This is a genomic window from Amycolatopsis sp. NPDC088138, assembly GCF_044741685.1.
In the GTDB taxonomy this organism is placed as follows: Bacteria; Actinomycetota; Actinomycetes; order Mycobacteriales; family Pseudonocardiaceae; genus Amycolatopsis.
In genome coordinates this window covers 1,411,742-1,428,966 of the sequence record NZ_JBIUTB010000001.1, presented here as the reverse complement: position 1 = coordinate 1,428,966, position 17,225 = coordinate 1,411,742, and the positions used below count along the sequence as shown (strand labels likewise).

Genomic DNA, 17,225 nt, shown 5'->3' with positions numbered 1-17,225 from the left:
GGACGGACGACTCGCGTGTCTGGATGGACGACTCGCGTGTCTGGATGGACGACTCGCGTGTCTGGATGGACGACTCGCGTGTCTGGATGGACGACTCGCGTGTCTGGATGGACGACTCGCGTGCCTGATGTCGTCGGGGGCCGGGCCGTTGTGGACGCCGCGAAAGGCGGTCAGTGCGGCAGGCAGCAGCTCGATCGGCCGGCTCGCGTGACCACGTCCTCCTGAGCCGCGCGTTCGACATCAGCCAAGATCCGCTGCCGCTCCGCCGGCCCCAGGAACGACCCGCGGCTGACGACCGCGTGGATGCGGCGGCTGTTCGTGATCGCCGCCAGGGGATCGGCGTCCAGGACCACCAGGTCGGCTTCCTTGCCGACCTCGACCGTGCCCGACGACGGGCGTCCGGCGGCGCGCGCCGCGTCGCGGGTCGCTGCCTGCAGCGCCCGCTTCGGGGAGAGGCCCGCGCGCACCAGCAGTTCCAGCTCGTCGTGCGTGGCGAAGCCCGGGAAGGTGTACAGGTACCCGCTGTCGGTGCCCGCCGCGATCGGCGCGCCCGCCGCGGCCAGCTCGCCCACCAGCTCCAGCTCGGCTTCGAGGTACGCCGCCTCCTGGGCCACCCGCTCCGGCGACCAGACCGGCCACGCCGCCGCCAGGTCGAGCCACTCCTGGCGGACCGCGCGCGGCAGGTACCGGTCGGCGAGCCCCTGCAGCTCCGGGTCCTGGGGCAGGTCCCCGGGCGGCGTCGACGTCCGGGCCAGCACCGCCAGGGTCGGCACGTGCCAGGCCCGGCGGGCCCGGAACTGCCCGGCCAGCTCCCGTGTCAGAGCCGCGCTGTGGGACGTGACGGCGTCGCGGTCCATCGCCGCCAGCGCGCCCGGCCAGGAACCCGTGTCGGCGGGCAGGGCCGCGAGCTGGGCGTAGTACTCGGCCTTCTTCGTCGACGTCGACGCGTGGAAGGCGTAGAGGTGCTCGACCGTGTGCTGCCCGCGGGCGAGCACGTCCGGCACCGAGAGCTGGATCGGGACGTGCCCGCCGTAGGGCAGCCCGTTCCGCCGGGACTCGGCGGCGATCGCCGCGTGGATTTCCGGGCTCATGAACGAGTACACCTTGACGAGGTCGGCGCCGCCCGCCTTCTCCTCGCGGACCGCCACCGCCGCGTCGGCGAGGGTGGCGACGAGCCGGTGCACGTCGACGAACGAGCCGCCGCCGTCGAGGATCCGGCTGGCGATCACCATCCGCGGCCCGGTGAGCTCACCGCGTTCGACGCGGCGCAGCACGTCGTGGGTCGCGGGGGAGCCGTCCATGTCGCGGATCGACGTGACGCCGTTGACCAGGTGCAACGCCGGGAACGTCCGCGCCATCGTGGTCTCGTGCGCATGGGCGTCCCACAGTCCGGGGATGACGTGCTTGCCGGTCAGGTCGATGACGCGCACCCCGGCGAGCGTGGGCGCCGGCACACCGCGGCCGACCGCCGCGATCCGGTCACCCGCCAGCACGATGGTCGCGTCCCGCAGCGGCGGCGCGTCCGTGCCGTCGACCAGCGTCGCGTGCGTCAGCACGGTGACGTTCCCGGCGGCCTCGGCCCTCCCCGCGGTCAGCAGGGTCGCACCCAGCACGCCGGTGCCCAGCCACGCGAGAAAAGAACGGCGATCGACATCCCCCATGGACGTGATGATGACATCACCCGCCCGAGTGAGGGAAGTCACGAACCGGCGGTGAGCACCGCGTCCGCGACCGCGCCGAGGTGCGCGGCCGCGCTGTGGCCCGAGACGACCCGGTCGGTGAGGTAGGCGAAGGCCAGCCCGCGCGCCGGGTCCGCCCAGGCGACGCAGCAGTTGCTCCCGTTGTGCCCGAAGGTTTCCCGGCCGCTGAGCGTGCCCATCGGACGGCCCACGCCGCCGAGCTGGAAGCCCTGCGCCCAGCGGATCCGGGTGCGGATCGTCCGGTCGACGACGGCCTCGCCCGACGGCCGCCGGGCCTCGCGCACGGCCGCCGCGTCGACGACCTCGCCGTCGAGCAGGGCCTGGTAGAACGTCGCCAGGTCACGGGCGGTCGTCGAGACACCCGCGGCGGGGATCACCGCGCGGCGGACGGCCCGCCGGTTCACCATCCGCGCCGTCAGCCGCGCGCCGGCGTCGCGGCCGCGCAGCGGCACGTGCCGGGGCCAGTGCTCGTCCGGCAGGCCCAGGTAGGTGTCCGTGAGGCCGAGCGGGCCGAGGAACTCCTTGCGCAGCAGCACGTCGACGTCCTCGCCGGTCACGCGGCGGACGACTTCGCCGAGCAGGTGGCCGTACACGATCGGCTGATAGGCGGCGACCTCGCCGGGCGCCCAGCGCGGGGTGACCCGCTCGAGCGCCCGCACGGTGCGGGCCCAGTCGGTCATGGTGAGCGCGTCCCCGGCGAAGCCGCGGGCGGACGCGAAGCCGGAGCGGTGGGCCAGTACGTGCCGGACGGTGATCGCGCCCTTGCCGCCGCGGGCGAACCCGGGCCAGTACTCGGCGACCGGCGCGTCGAGCGACAGCGCCGCGCGGGCGGCGAGCTGGTGCACCAGCAGCGCCACGAACGGCTTGCTCGCGGAGAAGATCCAGAACAGCGCGTCCGGCGGGACGCCGAAACTCCGGTCGAGCAGCACGCGCCCGTCGCGCAGCACGCACAGGCTCGCCCGGGCTCCGCGGGCCCGCACCAGTTCGGCCACGGTCTGCTCCAGCGCGGGGTCGCCCGGCTCCGTCCAGTCGATCACGCCCGGCGACGTTACCCGCCCGGTATGCTCGCGGGCGTCCCCGGCAGGGTGCCTTTTGAAGGGTGTTCCATGGCAGGCCACGAGATCACCGACCGCATCGCCGACCTGATCGACGAAGAGCACCGGCTGCGTTCCGAGGCCCTCCACCACGGCGGGCTCACCCCGGAGCAGCGCGTCCAGCTGAAGGACCTCGAGCGCCAGCTCGACGCCGCGGTCGAGCTGCTGCACCGCCGCCAGGCCCTGTCCGCCTTCGACGACGACTGACCCGCGACGTCGCACTGTCCACAGTGGACTGAATCCCGTCGGGGGCCGACGATCTTGCCCGCCGAGGGTTAGCCCAGGTCGGCACGGGGAAACCCGCGGGGTTGACCTGCCGGCACAGGGGCGTACGGTCAGGGTGTTGGCTGTTGTTCAGACACGTGCTCCGGTCAGCGCCCCTGCATGCTGCGATGGGAGCGCCATGTACCACTTGTTCCGCACGATCGACGAACCCTGTGGCTTGACCGTCACGACCACCGAACGCCCTGGTGGGGTGCGTGTTCTCACCCTGGTGGGAGACATCGACGCCGCCACCGTGGAGGCTCTCGACGAGGCCCTCGCCACCGGAGACCGCCTGCTGGCCGACCTCTCGCGGGTCGGGTTCCTCAGCTGCGCCGGCGTCCGGTCCCTGCTCGAAGCGAACGACCGGGCCGAGCTGGCCGTCGTGGTCGGCGGCCACGCCGTCACCCGATCGCTGGAAGCGACCGGCGCCGACCTGCTGCTGGAGTGCTACCCCCGCACAGCCGACGCCCTGGTCGCGCTGGCGGCGGCCGTGGCCCCGCAAGCCGGCCCGGACGCGTGAGCGCGCCCGGACCGGTTGTCCGCTGGGTCCACTGTAGACACAGTGGTCAGTCGTCCGGCCATTCGCCGGTCGCCTTGCGGTAACCCACCGCGCCGGCCCGTTCGGTGGCGGCCTTGACGGCGCCGAAGATCGCGCCCTGGACGGCGGCCGCGATGATCACCTGGGTCCAGGTGTAGTCGCGGTCGATCGCGTCCGGGGCGTCTTCTTCGCCCGCCGCGCGCTTCCAGACCTGCTTGAAGACCTGGCCGGCGAGGATGCCGCCGAGCGCGCCGACGCCCCAGCTCAGGGGCTTGTAGACGACCTTGTTCACGAGTTCCTCCGTCGCATGACCAGCCGGATCACGATCACGAGGCCCAGCACGCCGGCGAAGATCGGCACCGGGTTGGCGCGGACCGTGTCGGCGCCCTGGCGGAACTTCACCGCGGTCGTCGGGTTCGTGAGGTCGGCGACCTTCGCGGTCGCCTGGTCGAGCTTCTCGTCGACGTTCTCGTGCACCCGGGTCTTCACGTCGAGCTTCTGCCCGAGCGCGTTCAGGGTCTCGGTGAGCTCTTCGCGGGTGGTGTCCCGGTCGAGCCGCGCCTCTTCGGCGTTCTTCGGGAAGTCCCCGCTCATGAATGCACTCCCTGTTTCACGGTGTCCACGTCCTCGCGGACGCCGGTGATGGCTTCCTCCGGCACCGGCGGCACCGCCTGCGTGACTTCCTTCTTGCCGGTCAGGGCGGCGATCCCGGCGATCAGGAACAGGACCACGGCGACGATGATCGCCGCGAGCCAGCCGGGGACCACCAGCGCCAGTGCCAGCACCGCGGCCGCGACGAGCGTACCCACGCCGAACAGCGCGAACAGCCCGGCCGCGCCGAACAACCCGGCGCCGAGGCCCATTTTCTTGCCCTTGTGCTGCAGTTCGAAGACCGCGAGCCGGATTTCGTCCCGGACCAGGCGCTTGACCTCGTCCGACAGGTCCGAAACCAGCTCGCCGACCGAGCGTTCGGCCGCGGGCTTGCTGTTTGCCTCTTCGATCACGGAACACCTCCTGCAGGCGGGCTACCCGGGTTGCCGTGTGGGTAATCACGGCGCGTTTGACCGGATCGGCGCCGGGTAGCCGAAGTGTTCGCCACCAACGAGGAGGAGAGTGCATGAGCACGATCACCGAAACCGTGGACGTCGAGGTCCCCGTGTCCACCGCGTACAACCAGTGGACGCAGTTCGCGGAGTTCCCGAAGTTCATGGAAGGTGTCGAAGAGATCCGCCAGCTCGACGCCACCCACACGCACTGGGTGACCAAGTTCGGCGGCGTGACGCGCGAGTTCGACGCGACGATCACCGAGCAGCACCCCGACGAGCGCGTCGCGTGGACGTCGGACTCCGGGCCGGACCACGCGGGTGTCATCACGTTCCACCGGCTCGACGACGTGCACACCCGGGTGACCGCCCAGATGGACATCGACCCGGAGGGCTTCGCGGAGAACGTGGCCGACAAGCTCGGCCTGCTCGACCGCCGGGTGAAGGGCGACATGAAGCGCTTCAAGGAGTTCGTCGAGCGCAACGGCGCCGCGACCGGCGCTTGGCGCGGTGACGTGGACCGCCCGGGCAGCTGATCGGCGAGTTCACTCGGACGAGTGACGCGGTGGGGCGGGTACCGTCCCGCCGCGTTTCGCGCCCGGACCCCACGGGTAGGACGACCGCATGACCACGACCACAGCCAACGTCCCCGCCGTGGAACTGAACAACGGCGTCCGGATCCCGCAGTTCGGGTTCGGGGTGTTCCAGATCCCGCCCGAGGACACCGCCGGCACCGTGCGGACGGCGCTGGACGCGGGCTACCGCCACCTCGACACCGCGCAGATGTACCGGAACGAAGCGGGCGTCGGCGCGGCCATCGCGGAGTCCGGCCTGGCTCGCGAAGACGTGTTCGTCACCACGAAGCTCGCCAACGACGCCCAGGGGTACGACAACGCGATCACCGCCCTGGAGGGCAGCCTCCGGCGGCTCGGCCTCGACCACGTCGACCTCTACCTGATCCACTGGCCGTTGCCGGCCAAGGGCACCTACGTCAAGACGTGGCGGGGCTTCGAGGACATCCTGCGGGCCGGGAAGGCCCGCGCGATCGGCGTCTCGAACTTCCAGCCCGAGCACCTCGACCGGCTCGCCGAGGAGACCGGCACGGTGCCCGCGGTCAACCAGATCGAGCTGCACCCGGCGCTGCAGCAGGCGGAACTGCGCGAGTACCACCGCGCGCACGGCATCGCGACCGAGGCGTGGAGCCCGCTGGCCCAGGCCGAGGTGCTCGAAGACCCGGTGCTGACCGGCCTCGCCGAGAAGCACGGCCGGAGCGCCGCGCAGGTGGTCCTGCGCTGGCACATCCAGCTCGGGAACATCGTGTTCCCCAAGTCCTCGACGCCGGAGCGGATCCGCCAGAACATCGACGTCTTCGGCTTCGAGCTCGACGACGAGGACATGGCGGCGATCGGCGGCCTCGAAGACGGCCGCCGCACCGGCCCCGACCCGGACACCTTCACGGGGTGACCGACGCGTTTCCCTGCGCGAGCACCCGGGTACTTCTTCCGGGAAGGTCCCCCAGGAAGGAGCGTCCGGCATGAGCACGAACGCCTATCTCGCGTTTCTCTTGATCGGCGCGCTGCTGGTCGTCGCGGACGGCCAGATCATCTACCGGAGCGGCCGCCGCTACCTCGAAAACTCCTACGGCGACCCGGCGGCCGGGGCGTCGATGGCCCGCCTGGTCACGGTGCTGTTCCACCTGGCGACGCTGGGCGTGCTGGCGCTGGTGTCGACCATCGACATCGGCGGCGACCTGCCGAGCATCATCGCCCGCGTCGGCGTGCTGCTGCTGATCCTGGCGCTGGCCCACGCGATCACGCTCGGCGCGCTGGCCCGCATCCGCGGTGAGCAGGAGGTCGAGGCCGTCGTCCAGCGCGGTGGCCGGCAGCGGGTCGAACCGGAGCAGCAGGTCACGACGGTCACGCCGGTGCAGGGCCAGGACGGCCGGTACCCGGACGTCAGCCCGTCGCTCGAGCAGCACCCGCCCTACACGACGCCGTAACCCCCACCCACGCACGCGCCGAAGGCGTCACTTTCACGTGAAAGTGACGCCTTCGGCACGTCAGTGCTCGGGGACCGGCAGGTCCAGCTCGGTGTGCCGGTCGGCCAGCGTTCTGGCCAGGTCGGCGAGCTTGACGTTCAGCTCCTGCGAGGCCTGGCGCAGGACGTCGAAGGCCTCCTCGGCCGTGATGCCGCGGCGCTGCATCAGGATGCCCTTCGCCTGCCCGATCACGTCGCGGCTTTCGACGGCCTTGCGCAGGTGGGTGGCTTCGAGCTCGGCGGACGCGACGGACCCGGTGTGCGCCAGGGCCAGGGACGCGTGGGTCGCCAGCAGCAGCGCGGCGTCGATGGCGGCGGCGTCGAACGCGCCGGGCCGGCGCGAGTAGATGTTCAGCGCGCCGGACAGCCGGGGCAGCCGGGCGTCCGGGAGCAGCGCGGTCGCCAGCACCGAGTGGTAACCGCGGGCCGCGGTGCCCGGGCCGAACGACGGCCACCGCGGGTCCCGGCCGACGTCCTGCGACCAGCCGATCGCCGGCCCGTCCGGGCGGGCGGACTCGACGCACGGGCCCTCACCGTGCTCGTACTGCAGCTCGTCGAGGGTCAGGGCGATCGGGTCCGTCTCGACCGGGGTGTGGAACCGGCCGTCCGGATCGCGCAGGGTGATGCTCACCAGGTCGGCGTCGGGGATGATCTCGACCGCCGCGCCGACCACCAGCTTGAGCACCCCGCCGACGGTCGGGGTCGCGTCGAGCAGGGTCCGGGTCAGCTCGGTGAACTGCCGCACCAGCGGGCCGGCCACGGGCGGCGTGCCGTCCAGGCTGAACCGGGAGCGTTCCCCGGCCCACTCGTGTTCGCTGACGCTCATCGTTCTCGCTGCCTTCGTGCTCGGGACGGACACCGGTCATTCAACCCGATCCCAGTGTGCACCCGAACGTGATACGCGCCGCGTGACACCGTCAACCGGGGGAACCGGTTCCTCCGGCCGACGGGACGAACGCCGCCCGCACCCGGTCGACGAACCCGGGACCGGGGCGCAGCTGGTCGGCCTGGGGCATCCGGTCGGCCAGGCCCGGGTGCGGCAGCCGGGCCGCGGCCTTGCGGGCGTCGAGGACCTCCCGGCCCAGCTCCTCGCGGCGGGCGGCGGAGTCGCCGAGCCGGATCCGCCGCACCGCGGCGGGACCCTCGTCGCGTCCGTGCCGCCGGACGGCGCGGATCAGGCCGCCCAGCAGCCGCTCGAACCGCGGCTCCTGCGGGCCGGCCCCCTCCAGCTCGCGCATCAGCCCGTCCGCCTCGGCGAGGTCGCCGCCGCCGTCGAGGTAGGGCTCTTCGGCGACGGTGTGCCGGACGAGCGCCGAGATGAGGTGGTCGGCGAGGTCCTTGCGGTTCTCCGGGCTGCCCTGGCCGAGCTCGAGCTCGGTGCACAGCCGGTCCAGCTCCCGGTGGTCGCCGTCGAGCACGGTGGTGAGGTCGGTTGCGGGGTGGCTGCGGTTCATGCACGCTCCTGGTCCGGACTTGAGTTTCTCCTGCGGTTACCCGCTGCCGGGGCGCCGAATCCCGTGTGGCGCCGTCCCCGCCGGGTAACCGGAGGGGGAAACAACCCGTCTCCAGGGAGGACGTCCATGGCCGTGCCGTCATCGGTGACCGAGCGCGAACGCAAGTACGAGATCGTCCCCGGGACCGGGGTGCCGAGGCTGCTCGGTGTGGCCGGTGTCACGAGCCAGGACGAACCCGTGGAGCAGATGCTCGACGCGTCGTACTACGACACCCGCACCTTCCGGCTGGCCCGGGCCGGCATCACGCTGCGCCGCCGGGTCGGCGGCCACGACGCGGGCTGGCACGTCAAGCTGCCGGTCTCGGCCGACGAGCGCCAGGAGATCCAGCTGCCGCTCGGTGACGACGCCCGGAAGGTCCCCGGCCGTCTCAAGCGCCTGGTGCGGGCCTACACGCTGGGGGAGAAGCTGGTGCCGATCGCGCACCTGCGCACCGACCGCTTCGCCCACCGCCTCGCCGACGGGCAGGGCCGGACCGTCGCGACCCTCACCGACGACCACGTCACCGGCGAGGCCGGCGGGGAGAGTGCGCGGCTCGACGAGTGGCGGGAGGTGGAGCTGGAGCTCGACCCGGGCGTCGAACCCAGCCTGCTGGACGAGTTCGACCGGGCACTGGCCAAGGCCGGGCTGTCCGCGTCGCCGTGGCCGTCGAAGCTGCGGCGCCTGATCGGCGACCGCGTGCCCGCGCCGCGCCGGGCCCGCAAGAAGCCCACCGCCGCCGACGTCGTCCTGGTGTCCCTGCGCGAGCACTACGACCAGCTGCGCCACGCGGACGTCGGCGTCCGGCTGGACGTCGCCGACTCGGTGCACCAGATGCGCGTGGCGAGCCGGAAGCTGCGCAGCGCCCTGCGCACGTTCGGGTCCATTGTGGACGCATCGGCGACCGCGCCGGTCGCCGCCGAGCTGAAGTGGCTCGGCCGCGAGCTGGCGCCGGCCCGCGACGCGGAGGTCACCGAGGAGCGGCTGCTCGCGCAGCTGGACGAGGTGCCGACGGAGCTGGTGTTCGGCCCCCTGCGCCAGTACCTGACGCGGTACTTCGCCCGCGAGGAGCAGCAGGGCCGGGCCCGGGCGGTGGAAGCGCTGGACGGCAAGCGGTACCGGAACCTGCTGCGGGCGCTCGACGCCGTGCTGGAGGACCCGGCCCTGATCGCGCAGGGACGCAAGCCGGCGAAGGCCGCGCTGCGCAAGCCCGTCCGCAAGGCCGCGAAGAAGCTGCGCCGCGCCGAGGCCGCGACCCGGGGACTCAAGGGCGTCGAACTCGAGACGGCCCTGCACGACGTCCGCAAGAAGGCGAAGCGCGCCCGCTACGCCGCCGACACCGTGAAGCCGGTGTACGGGAAGAAGCTGCGCGCTTGGCGCAAGAACGTGAAGGCTGTCCAGCAGACGCTCGGTGCCCACCAGGACACCGTGGTCGGCCGGGACGTCCTGCACCACCTCGCCGTCGACGGGCACGGCGAAGGGCAGAACACGTTCACGTTCGGGCTGCTGCACGGCCAGGACGCCGCGAAGGCGGCGCAGCTGCGCGAGAAGTTCGCGGGGGAGTGGCGGCGCCTCCGCAAGGGCGACCGCCCCGGCTGGCTCTAGCCGGTGGCCGGCGGCGGCTCGCGGGAGCCGCCGCCCGGGCGGGCGTCAGGCGTCGCCGGTGAGCTTGCCGCGCAGCTGCTCCAACGTCTGCGACAGCAGGCGGGAGACGTGCATCTGCGAGATGCCGACGCGGTCGGCGATCTGGGTCTGCGTCAAGCCGCCGAAGAACCGCATCACGAGGATCGCGCGCTCGCGGGGCGGCAGCTCCTGCAGCAGCGGCTGCAGGGCCTCGTGGTTCTCGACCATGGCCATCTCGTGGTCCGGCTCGCCCATGGTGTCGGCCAGCGACAGCGCCTCGGCGTCGTCGTGCACCGGCTTGTCGACCGAAAGGGCCTGATAGGCGTTCCCGGCGAGCAGGCCTTCCCGGACCTCGTCGACGTCCAGCTCCAGGTGCTCGGCGAGCTCCGTGGGCGTCGGCGCGCGGCCCAGGCGCTGCGAGAGCGCCGCGGAGCCCTGGCTCAGCGACAGGTGCAGCTCCTTCAGCCGCCGCGGCACGCGGACGGACCAGCCGGTGTCGCGGAAGTGCCGCCGGACCTCACCCATGATCGTCGGCACGGCGAACGACAGGAAGTCGTGGCCGCGGGCCGGGTCGAAGCGGTCGACGGCGTTGATCAGGCCGATCCGCGCCACCTGGACCAGGTCCTCGCGCGGCTCGCCGCGGCCGGAGAACCGGGTCGCGATGTGCTCGGCCAGCGGGAGCAGCTCGGTCACCAGCTTGCCGCGGACGACGTCCCGCCGCGGGTCGTCGGCGGGGAGTTCGCCCAGCTCCTCGAACAGCGGTTCGCAGTGGGCGTATTCGTCGGGGCGGTGCAGCACCGTTCTGCGCTCGGCGCTCACGCGCTCGTTCCCGGATTGAGCTCCAGCTCGATCGTGATGATGCCCGCGCCCCCGCCCGGGAGAACGTCACAGTGTGCGGTCACCGAGCGGCTCAGTGTGGTCAGGACGTGCCAGCCGAACGTCCGGTCACTCGGCGGCCGGGGGTCGGTAGAGCGCGCCGAGACCACGACGTGCAGCGCGTCGGCGGTCTGCCGGAAGCGGCAGTGCAGCTGGGTGCCGAGCTCCGCGAGCTGGACCAGCTGCGCGCACGCTTCGTCGACCGCCATCTTGGCGTCGGCGATGGCGTCCAGGCCGAAGTCGGCGCGCGAGACCATGCCGTGCGTGAGCATCCGGACGAGGGGGATCTGCTCGGCCATGGCGGGCAGCCGCAGCTCCACCACTTCGTCGAGCAGGCCGTCGGCGGACGGCTGGCCGCCCGACGTGCCACTTCGTGTTTCTTCCATACCGGACTGTCTACCCATCTGGGGGAACCCCGACACTTCGCGTTGCGGACTCGAGGGGACCGTCACCGGCCGAGTGCCCGCTCGAGCTCTTTCTTGCTCATCTTGGAGCGGCCGTCGATGTTTCGCTTCTTGGCCTCGTTGTAGAGCTGGTCCTTCGTCGGGCCGCCGGGTCCCTTGCGGTTGCCGGAGCGCTCGCCGCCGCGCTGCTGCGGGGACTTGTCCTCGAGGGAGGTCCGGCTCGCTTCACGCGATTCACCCGACTGGGCACGGTTCTTGTTCACCGTCCGGGCCGCGATCTCCTTGGCGCGCTTGGGGCTCGCGCCGCGGTCTTCCTGCGAGTCCTTGATGTGCTCGTACTGGCGCTCGCGCTTGCCGCTCCACGACTGAGGCATGCCCACTCCCTTCGATGGTCCCCGGATACCCGCGCCGTGACCGGGTAAACGTCGCGGTTGATCATCACCGGGGCCGGGTACGCGCCGCTGGACGAGAGGAGGCTCCGATGCGGATCGGCTACACCCTGATGACCGAGCAGGCGGGCCCGAACGACCTGGTGCGGTACGCCGCCGGCGCGGAACAGGCCGGCTTCGCCTTCGAGGTGATGAGCGACCACTATTCGCCGTGGCTGGCCGAACAGGGCCACTCGCCCTACGCGTGGAGCGTGCTGGGCGCCGTCACGCAGGTCACCGAGCGCGCCGAGCTGATGACGTTCGTGACGTGCCCGACCATGCGCTACCACCCCGCGGTGGTGGCCCAGAAGGCGGCGACCGTGCAGGCGCTGTCCGGCGGGCGGTTCACCCTCGGTCTCGGGGCGGGGGAGAACCTCAACGAGCACGTCGTCGGCCGCGGCTGGCCCCCGGCGAACGTCCGCCACGACATGCTCGCCGAGGCCGTCCAGATCATCGGCGGCCTCTTCGACGGCGGTTACTTCAGCTACGAGGGCAAGCACTTCCGCGTCGACTCGGCGAAGCTGTGGGACCTGCCGGAGATCCGCACGCCGATCGGGGTGGCGGTGTCCGGCGCGCAGTCGATCCGGCGGTTCGCCCCGGTCGCCGACGCGATGATCGCCGTCGAGCCGGACGCGGACCTGGCACGGGAGTGGGACGCCGCCCGTCCCGGACCGGCGTCCCGCAAGATCGCGCAGCTGCCGGTTTCGTGGGGCACGGACCGCGACGCCGCGGTGAAGCGCGCCCACGAGCAGTTCCGCTGGTTCGCCGGCGGCTGGAAGGTCAACGCCGAGCTGCCCGGCCCGGCCGGCTTCGCCGGGGCGACCCAGTTCGTCCGCGAGGACGACGTCGCGGGCTCGATCCCGTGCGGCCCGGACGTCGAGCCGATCGTCGAGGGCGTGCGCGAGTTCGAGAAGGCGGGCTTCACCGACGTCGCGCTGATCCAGATCGGCGGCGACCAGCAGGACGGCTTCCTGGACTTCGCCGAGAAGGAGCTGCTGCCGGCCCTGGCCTGAGGTCCACTTCGGACGGACCGGGCCATTGCTCCGAATGGCGGCGCGGCGCGCCGGAGGTGGTGACCGCTCGCGCCCGCCGCCACCGGGATGCAGTAATCTCGCGCTGGACCCGTTAAAGCGCTAGCGGCCCACTGTGGCGCGCGCCCGGGTCCTCCCTGGTCTAGAGCGCCCTGAGAACGAGTAGAGGGGCGTTGCCAGGATGACGGGCGGCCAGGAGCAGCTCACCGCACGGCTGGACGAGGTCACGGTCGCGATGGAGTCGTTGACCGCGATGCTCGACAGCCAGCTGGACATCGGCCAGATGCTGCAGGCGGTCTGCGACCACGTCGTGCAGGTGGTGCCGGGGGCCGACATGGCGAGCATCACCCTGGTCCGGGACGGCGAACCGGAGACGGTGGCCAGCACCGACCAGCGCGCGGTCAACTTCGACCGCGAGCAGTACCGGATCGGCGACGGCCCGTGCCTGCGCGCCGCCGAGACCGGCCAGCCGGTCCGCGTCGGCGTCGGCGCGGTCGGGGACCTATGGCCGCAGTTCGTGTCCTCGGCCGAGCAGCTGGGCGTGGCGAGTTTCCTCGCCGCCCCGCTGACGGTCGGCGACGACATGTCCGGCGCGGTGAACCTCTTCGGCTTCGGCGAGCACGGCTTCAGCGAGCTGGGCACGAAGATCCTCGAGCTCTACACCGCGACGGTGGTGTTCGGCCTGCGCAGCGCACGCCGCTACTTCGCGGCGCGGGAGCTGATCGAGCAGCTCAACCGGGCACTCGAGACGCGCGCGGTGATCGAGCAGGCGAAGGGGATCCTGATGGCGGCCCACCGCATCACCGCGGAGGACGCGTTCCAGCGCCTGGTCAAGCGTTCCCAGGACGGCAACCGGAAGCTGCACGAGGTGGCGGCGGAGTTCGTCGCGGCGGTGGCCACGACGAGCTGAGGGTGGCTGGCTCTGGTTTTGCGGCTCGCGGGGGTATGCGCCCGGCTTCGCGCATTGGCTCCGGCAGCGCAGCTCGCACCTGGTGGCCTGGAGCGGCCGCTGCACCGACTGGTGTGGCTGGCAGTTCGGCCGGAGCGGTCACCACGCCGCCCAGGATGGCCAACTCGCTAACCGGAGCGGCCAACACGCCGCCCGGGATGGCCAAACGCCACCCGGAGTGGCCGACTGGAGTGGCGGACACGTTGCCCGGAGTGGCCGTCGCCGCCCGAAGTGGCTGACACACCGACTGGGGTGGCCGACACGTTGCCCGGAGCGGTCGACTCGCCGCCCGGGATGGCCAACTCGCTAACCGGAGCAGCCAACACGCCGCCCGGGATGGCCAAACGCCACCCGGAGTGGCCGACACGTCGCCCGGAGCGGCCGACTCGCCGCCCGGGATCGCCAACTCGCTAACCGGAGCAGCCAACACGCCGCCCGGGATGGCCAAACGCCACCCGGAGTGGCCGACACGTCGCCCGGAGCGGCCGACTCGCCGCCCGGGATGGCCAACACGCCGCTCGGAGCAACCGACACACCGCCTGAAGTGGCTAACACGCCGACTGAAGTGGCCGACTCGCCGCCCGAGCGGCCAAAACACTGCCTGGATTAGCCGATTCGCCGACCGGGATTGGCCAACTCGCTAAAGCGGAGCAGCCAACTCGCCGACTACCGACACACCGTCACCGCCGCAAGACGTGTTGGCCCGTCCCGGCGCTGTGCGGCCATCCCGGCGGCTGCGTTGGCCAATCGGCGGATCGCAATGCCCCCGGAACCGGCGGCTCGGCCGACGAACGCCGACGGGAGCGGGTGGTCCGCGGGGCGGGGACCGTGGGCTCAGCTGGTCGGCACCTCGTCCGGTGGCGCGTCGGCCTGCGGAACAGCCTCCGGCCTCGGCCGGTTGCGGGAGCACGTCGTGCAGACCAGGGTGCGGCCCAGTACCCGGCCGTCGTCGGCGATGACCTGGGCCACGTGCAGCGTGGGGAACCCGCAGACTTCGCAGGGCAGCGAGTCGTCCTCGCGGCTGATGCGGATCTGGGTGCCCATCCGGCCTCCTGGTGTGACGTGGGTCTCACCAACCTTGCCGGTTCCCGGCCGCAGGCCCACCGAATTCACTCGTTCGGCCCAACGATCGGCGTCTCCCGTGCGCCGTCGGTGACTCCTGTGTTGTGCAGGGGGATCCGGGGTAGCCGGATCGCGAGAGGAGCAAGCCGGGGATCGACCGGAGGGGAGCACGACATGAGGGACAAGCGGAACGACCTGCGGCCGGTGGCGGACCTGCTGCTGGACGCCGGGGACCCGGCGGACCAGGAGCGGACGCGCCGGAAGGCGGCGCTGGCCGTCGCGGCGGGGGCGAAGGACGCCGACGACTGCGCCCTGCTGCTGGAGATGCTGGGCCTGCACCGCGACGCCGGCGGCAAGAGCGCCGGCAAGAGCACCGAAGTGGCCTGAGCCGTTTCGGCGTACCCGCGCCCGGGTATCGGTGTGCGGTGAGGAGGTCGTCATGGTCAGACCGGTGTGGAGCGGTGCGTTGAGCCTGGGGCTGGTCACCGTCCCGGTGGAGCTGTACCCCGCGGTGGCGGACCACACGATCCACTTCCACCAGTTCGAGCGCGGCACGTCCGACCGGATCCGCAACCGCAAGGTCAACGAGCGGACCGGCGACGAGGTCACCCGGGACGAGATCGTCAAGGGGTACGACGTCGGCGGCGGCGACCACGTGCTCGTCGAGCCCGACGAGCTGGACGAGATCGCGCCCGAGCGCTCGCGGCGGATCGACATCGAGCAGTTCGTGGAGCTCGACGAGATCGATCCGTGGTTCTACGACCGGACGTACTGGCTGAAGCCGGCGAAGGAGGACTTCGCCAAGGCGTACGGCTTGCTGCTGCAGGCGATGGACCGCAGCGAGAAGGCCGGGGTCGCGAAGTTCGTCCTGCGCGGCAAGGAGTACCTCTGCGCGGTCCGCGCGGGTGAGGACGTGATGGTCCTCAACACCCTGCACTTCGTCGCGGACCTGCGGAAACCCAAGGACGTCATGGGCGGGCTGCCCAAGCTGCCGAAACCGCGGCCCAAGGAACTCGACATGGCCCTGTCCCTGGTCGATCAGATGACCGCGCCGTGGAAGCCTGACGACTTCCGCGACGAGTACTCCGAGCGGGTCGAGGACCTGATCAAGGCCAAGAAGTCCGGCAAGGAGATCGCGCACGAGGAGGAGCCGGAGCCCTCGGCCGACGTCGTCGACCTGTTCGAGGCCCTGTCGCGCAGCGTGAAGAACCGCAAGAAGCCGGCCAAGAAGAAGAAAGCGGACCTGTCCGGCCTGTCGAAGACCGACCTGGACAAACTGGCCCGCGAGCAGGGTGTGAAGGGTCGCTCGAAGATGACGCGCGCGGAGCTGGAGAAGGCGCTGAAGGCGTCGTGACCGGTCCCGGCTGGCGCGAGCCGACCCTGGCCACGCTCACCGATCGCCGCTTCTCCGACGACGGCTGGATCTTCGAGCGCAAGCTGGACGGCGTCCGCGCACTCTGCGTGCGCGACGACGGCCCGCCGACGCTCTACTCGCGCAACCACAAGGTGATGGACAAGGCCTACCCCGAACTCGTCGAGGCACTGGCCGCCCAGGGCGGGCCGCGGTTCGTCGCGGACGGCGAGATCGTCGCGTTCGACGAAAGCGGCAACACCAGCTTCGCCGCGCTGCAGCCCCGGATCCACGTGGCCGATCCGGACCGCGCCCTGGCCACCGGGGTGCGTGTCTACTACTACCTGTTCGACCTGTTGTACTTCGACGACCAGGACACGACCGCCCTGCCGCTGCGGCAGCGCAAGGCCCTGCTGCGCGACGCCTTCGACTTCGAGGACCCGCTCCGGCTGTCCACGCACCGGAACGCCGAAGGTGAGAAGTTCTTCGACGAGGCGTGCCGCCGGGGCTGGGAGGGCGTCGTCGCGAAGCGGGCGGACTCGCCGTACCGGCACGGGCGGACCCCCGAGTGGCTGAAGTTCAAGTGCGCGCGGGGCCAGGAGCTGGTCATCGGCGGGTTCACCGACCCGCAGGGCGCGCGGCACGGCTTCGGTGCCCTGCTGCTCGGCTACCACGAGGACGGCGTCCTGAACTACGCCGGCAAGGTCGGCACCGGGTTCAACGAGGAGCTGCTGGCCTCGCTGCACGCGCAGCTGAAGGAGCGGGAAGTCGGGCGGTCGCCGTTCGGCGGCCCGGTCAAGGAGCCCGGGGCGCACTGGGTCCGCCCGGACCTGGTCGCGCAGGTCGGCTTCTCGGAGTGGACGCGCGACGGGCGGCTGCGGCACCCGCGGTTCGCCGGGTTGCGCGAGGACAAGAAGGCGGCGGACGTCGTGCGGGAGCGGCCGTAACCGTTTCCCGGCCGGACAAGGTTCACGTCTGGCTGTCCACAGTGGACGCCCCGGACCGGCTGACGACGGCCCTCAGCGCAGCGACGTCAGCGGCGGTTCGGAGTCGTCCGCGGTCGCCTTGCGGGTGGACTCCGAACGGGCGATGTGCCAGGCGACGAGCCCGCCCGCGGCGACCGTGCCCCAGAGCACGAGGGCGGCGTCGCGCGCGAACAGGCCGACGACCAGCATCACCACGGCCGTGATGTCGGAGAGGACGAGCAGGAGGCTCCAGCGCCGGGCTTGCCGCATGTCGCGACCACTGAACACGTCGGCGAGCGTGGGATCGCTCGCCAGCAGTTCCGCCTCGATCGCGCTCAGGGTCTGGCGGTCACGGTCCGGCAGCATGGGG

23 protein-coding genes are annotated in these 17,225 nt (G+C 71.8%); 11 read left to right on the top strand and 12 right to left on the bottom strand.

Annotation, left to right across the window (positions count from 1 at the left end; translation table 11 throughout):
• Positions 1-170 precede the first annotated feature (170 nt).
• Both ACIOD2_RS06440 and ACIOD2_RS06435 read right to left on the bottom strand, forming a co-directional pair.
• Positions 171-1,661, bottom strand: coding sequence for an amidohydrolase family protein (locus ACIOD2_RS06440; protein ID WP_400535027.1), 1,491 nt, complete (start codon positions 1,659-1,661; stop codon positions 171-173).
• Positions 1,662-1,699: 38 nt separating this feature from the next.
• Positions 1,700-2,737: a serine hydrolase domain-containing protein gene (locus tag ACIOD2_RS06435; RefSeq protein ID WP_400535025.1), complete on the bottom strand. Its 1,038-nt coding sequence runs from the start codon at positions 2,735-2,737 to the stop codon at positions 1,700-1,702.
• Positions 2,738-2,806: 69 nt separating this feature from the next.
• Between ACIOD2_RS06435 and ACIOD2_RS06430 the strand changes: the two genes are divergently transcribed.
• Together ACIOD2_RS06430 and ACIOD2_RS06425 are read left to right on the top strand one after the other, a co-directional pair.
• Positions 2,807-3,001, top strand: coding sequence for a DUF2630 family protein (locus ACIOD2_RS06430; RefSeq protein WP_323333334.1), 195 nt, complete (start codon positions 2,807-2,809; stop codon positions 2,999-3,001).
• Positions 3,002-3,197: 196 nt separating this feature from the next.
• Positions 3,198-3,578 carry an STAS domain-containing protein gene (locus ACIOD2_RS06425; protein WP_400535023.1) on the top strand — a complete coding sequence of 127 codons (381 nt, stop codon included), beginning with the start codon at positions 3,198-3,200 and terminating at the stop codon, positions 3,576-3,578.
• 46 nt (positions 3,579-3,624) lie between these two features.
• Here the strand turns inward: ACIOD2_RS06425 and ACIOD2_RS06420 are convergent, their stop codons facing one another.
• Genes ACIOD2_RS06420 through ACIOD2_RS06410 form a run of 3 tightly spaced genes read right to left on the bottom strand, consistent with a single transcriptional unit; the run spans position 3,625 to position 4,600 of the window.
• Positions 3,625-3,888 (bottom strand): DUF4235 domain-containing protein, encoded by a 264-nt coding sequence (locus tag ACIOD2_RS06420; protein ID WP_392777200.1) that lies wholly within the window; start codon positions 3,886-3,888, stop codon positions 3,625-3,627.
• Positions 3,885-4,190, bottom strand: coding sequence for a DUF3618 domain-containing protein (locus tag ACIOD2_RS06415; protein ID WP_400535021.1), 306 nt, complete (start codon positions 4,188-4,190; stop codon positions 3,885-3,887). The genes ACIOD2_RS06420 and ACIOD2_RS06415 overlap by 4 nt, the downstream gene beginning before the upstream one ends.
• Positions 4,187-4,600 carry a phage holin family protein gene (locus tag ACIOD2_RS06410; RefSeq protein ID WP_400535020.1) on the bottom strand — a complete coding sequence of 138 codons (414 nt, stop codon included), beginning with the start codon at positions 4,598-4,600 and terminating at the stop codon, positions 4,187-4,189. Before ACIOD2_RS06410 ends, ACIOD2_RS06415 begins: the two co-directional genes overlap by 4 nt.
• A gap of 113 nt (positions 4,601-4,713) precedes the next feature.
• Here ACIOD2_RS06410 and ACIOD2_RS06405 point away from each other — a divergent pair, with 113 nt between their 5' ends.
• The 3 genes from ACIOD2_RS06405 to ACIOD2_RS06395 all read left to right on the top strand — a co-directional run bounded on the left by ACIOD2_RS06405 (position 4,714) and on the right by ACIOD2_RS06395 (position 6,638).
• Entirely contained in the window at positions 4,714-5,175 is a 462-nt protein-coding gene (locus ACIOD2_RS06405; RefSeq protein ID WP_392777192.1) for an SRPBCC family protein, read from the top strand.
• Positions 5,176-5,263: 88 nt separating this feature from the next.
• The gene (locus ACIOD2_RS06400) at positions 5,264-6,103 is read left to right on the top strand and encodes an aldo/keto reductase (protein WP_400535018.1); all 840 of its coding nucleotides are present in this window, start codon (positions 5,264-5,266) and stop codon (positions 6,101-6,103) included.
• 70 nt (positions 6,104-6,173) lie between these two features.
• The gene (locus tag ACIOD2_RS06395) at positions 6,174-6,638 is read left to right on the top strand and encodes a hypothetical protein (RefSeq protein WP_400535016.1); all 465 of its coding nucleotides are present in this window, start codon (positions 6,174-6,176) and stop codon (positions 6,636-6,638) included.
• 60 nt (positions 6,639-6,698) lie between these two features.
• Here ACIOD2_RS06395 and ACIOD2_RS06390 read toward each other — a convergent pair whose 3' ends face one another.
• Together ACIOD2_RS06390 and ACIOD2_RS06385 are read right to left on the bottom strand one after the other, a co-directional pair.
• Positions 6,699-7,502 (bottom strand): ANTAR domain-containing protein, encoded by an 804-nt coding sequence (locus ACIOD2_RS06390; protein ID WP_400535015.1) that lies wholly within the window; start codon positions 7,500-7,502, stop codon positions 6,699-6,701.
• Positions 7,503-7,593: 91 nt separating this feature from the next.
• Positions 7,594-8,130: a hemerythrin domain-containing protein gene (locus ACIOD2_RS06385; RefSeq protein WP_400535013.1), complete on the bottom strand. Its 537-nt coding sequence runs from the start codon at positions 8,128-8,130 to the stop codon at positions 7,594-7,596.
• 126 nt (positions 8,131-8,256) lie between these two features.
• On the opposite strand from ACIOD2_RS06385, the gene ACIOD2_RS06380 reads away from it, so the two are divergent.
• Positions 8,257-9,771 carry a CHAD domain-containing protein gene (locus ACIOD2_RS06380; protein ID WP_400535011.1) on the top strand — a complete coding sequence of 505 codons (1,515 nt, stop codon included), beginning with the start codon at positions 8,257-8,259 and terminating at the stop codon, positions 9,769-9,771.
• A 45-nt stretch (positions 9,772-9,816) separates the two neighbouring features.
• Here ACIOD2_RS06380 and ACIOD2_RS06375 read toward each other — a convergent pair whose 3' ends face one another.
• The 3 genes from ACIOD2_RS06375 to ACIOD2_RS06365 form a co-directional block, all read right to left on the bottom strand.
• Positions 9,817-10,608 carry a SigB/SigF/SigG family RNA polymerase sigma factor gene (locus ACIOD2_RS06375; RefSeq protein WP_400535009.1) on the bottom strand — a complete coding sequence of 264 codons (792 nt, stop codon included), beginning with the start codon at positions 10,606-10,608 and terminating at the stop codon, positions 9,817-9,819.
• The gene (locus ACIOD2_RS06370; protein WP_323333311.1) at positions 10,605-11,051 is read right to left on the bottom strand and encodes an ATP-binding protein; all 447 of its coding nucleotides are present in this window, start codon (positions 11,049-11,051) and stop codon (positions 10,605-10,607) included. The genes ACIOD2_RS06375 and ACIOD2_RS06370 overlap by 4 nt, the downstream gene beginning before the upstream one ends.
• A 62-nt stretch (positions 11,052-11,113) precedes the next feature.
• Positions 11,114-11,443, bottom strand: a complete 330-nt coding sequence (locus tag ACIOD2_RS06365) for a plasmid stabilization protein (protein ID WP_400535007.1) — start codon at positions 11,441-11,443, stop codon at positions 11,114-11,116.
• A gap of 107 nt (positions 11,444-11,550) precedes the next feature.
• Between ACIOD2_RS06365 and ACIOD2_RS06360 the strand changes: the two genes are divergently transcribed.
• Together ACIOD2_RS06360 and ACIOD2_RS06355 are read left to right on the top strand one after the other, a co-directional pair.
• On the top strand, positions 11,551-12,510 hold the full coding sequence (locus tag ACIOD2_RS06360; protein ID WP_400535006.1) for a TIGR03557 family F420-dependent LLM class oxidoreductase: 960 nt from the start codon (positions 11,551-11,553) through the stop codon (positions 12,508-12,510).
• A 199-nt stretch (positions 12,511-12,709) separates the two neighbouring features.
• On the top strand, positions 12,710-13,438 hold the full coding sequence (locus ACIOD2_RS06355) for an ANTAR domain-containing response regulator (protein ID WP_400535004.1): 729 nt from the start codon (positions 12,710-12,712) through the stop codon (positions 13,436-13,438).
• Positions 13,439-14,311: 873 nt separating this feature from the next.
• On the opposite strand, the gene ACIOD2_RS06350 is transcribed toward ACIOD2_RS06355, so the two are convergent.
• Positions 14,312-14,521 carry a hypothetical protein gene (locus ACIOD2_RS06350; protein ID WP_400535003.1) on the bottom strand — a complete coding sequence of 70 codons (210 nt, stop codon included), beginning with the start codon at positions 14,519-14,521 and terminating at the stop codon, positions 14,312-14,314.
• Between the two features lie 192 nt (positions 14,522-14,713).
• Here ACIOD2_RS06350 and ACIOD2_RS06345 point away from each other — a divergent pair, with 192 nt between their 5' ends.
• From ACIOD2_RS06345 to ligD, 3 genes are read left to right on the top strand one after another with little or no spacing between them, the layout of a single operon-like run.
• The gene (locus tag ACIOD2_RS06345; RefSeq protein WP_400535001.1) at positions 14,714-14,926 is read left to right on the top strand and encodes a hypothetical protein; all 213 of its coding nucleotides are present in this window, start codon (positions 14,714-14,716) and stop codon (positions 14,924-14,926) included.
• Between the two features lie 52 nt (positions 14,927-14,978).
• Positions 14,979-15,893 (top strand): Ku protein, encoded by a 915-nt coding sequence (locus tag ACIOD2_RS06340; RefSeq protein WP_400534999.1) that lies wholly within the window; start codon positions 14,979-14,981, stop codon positions 15,891-15,893.
• Positions 15,890-16,837 carry a non-homologous end-joining DNA ligase gene (gene ligD / locus ACIOD2_RS06335; RefSeq protein WP_400534997.1) on the top strand — a complete coding sequence of 316 codons (948 nt, stop codon included), beginning with the start codon at positions 15,890-15,892 and terminating at the stop codon, positions 16,835-16,837. The genes ACIOD2_RS06340 and ligD overlap by 4 nt, the downstream gene beginning before the upstream one ends.
• A 72-nt stretch (positions 16,838-16,909) precedes the next feature.
• On the opposite strand, the gene ACIOD2_RS06330 is transcribed toward ligD, so the two are convergent.
• Complete coding sequence (locus tag ACIOD2_RS06330) at positions 16,910-17,221, bottom strand: DUF3040 domain-containing protein (protein WP_400534996.1); 312 nt, start codon at positions 17,219-17,221, stop codon at positions 16,910-16,912.
• Between the last annotated feature and the right edge of the window lie 4 nt (positions 17,222-17,225).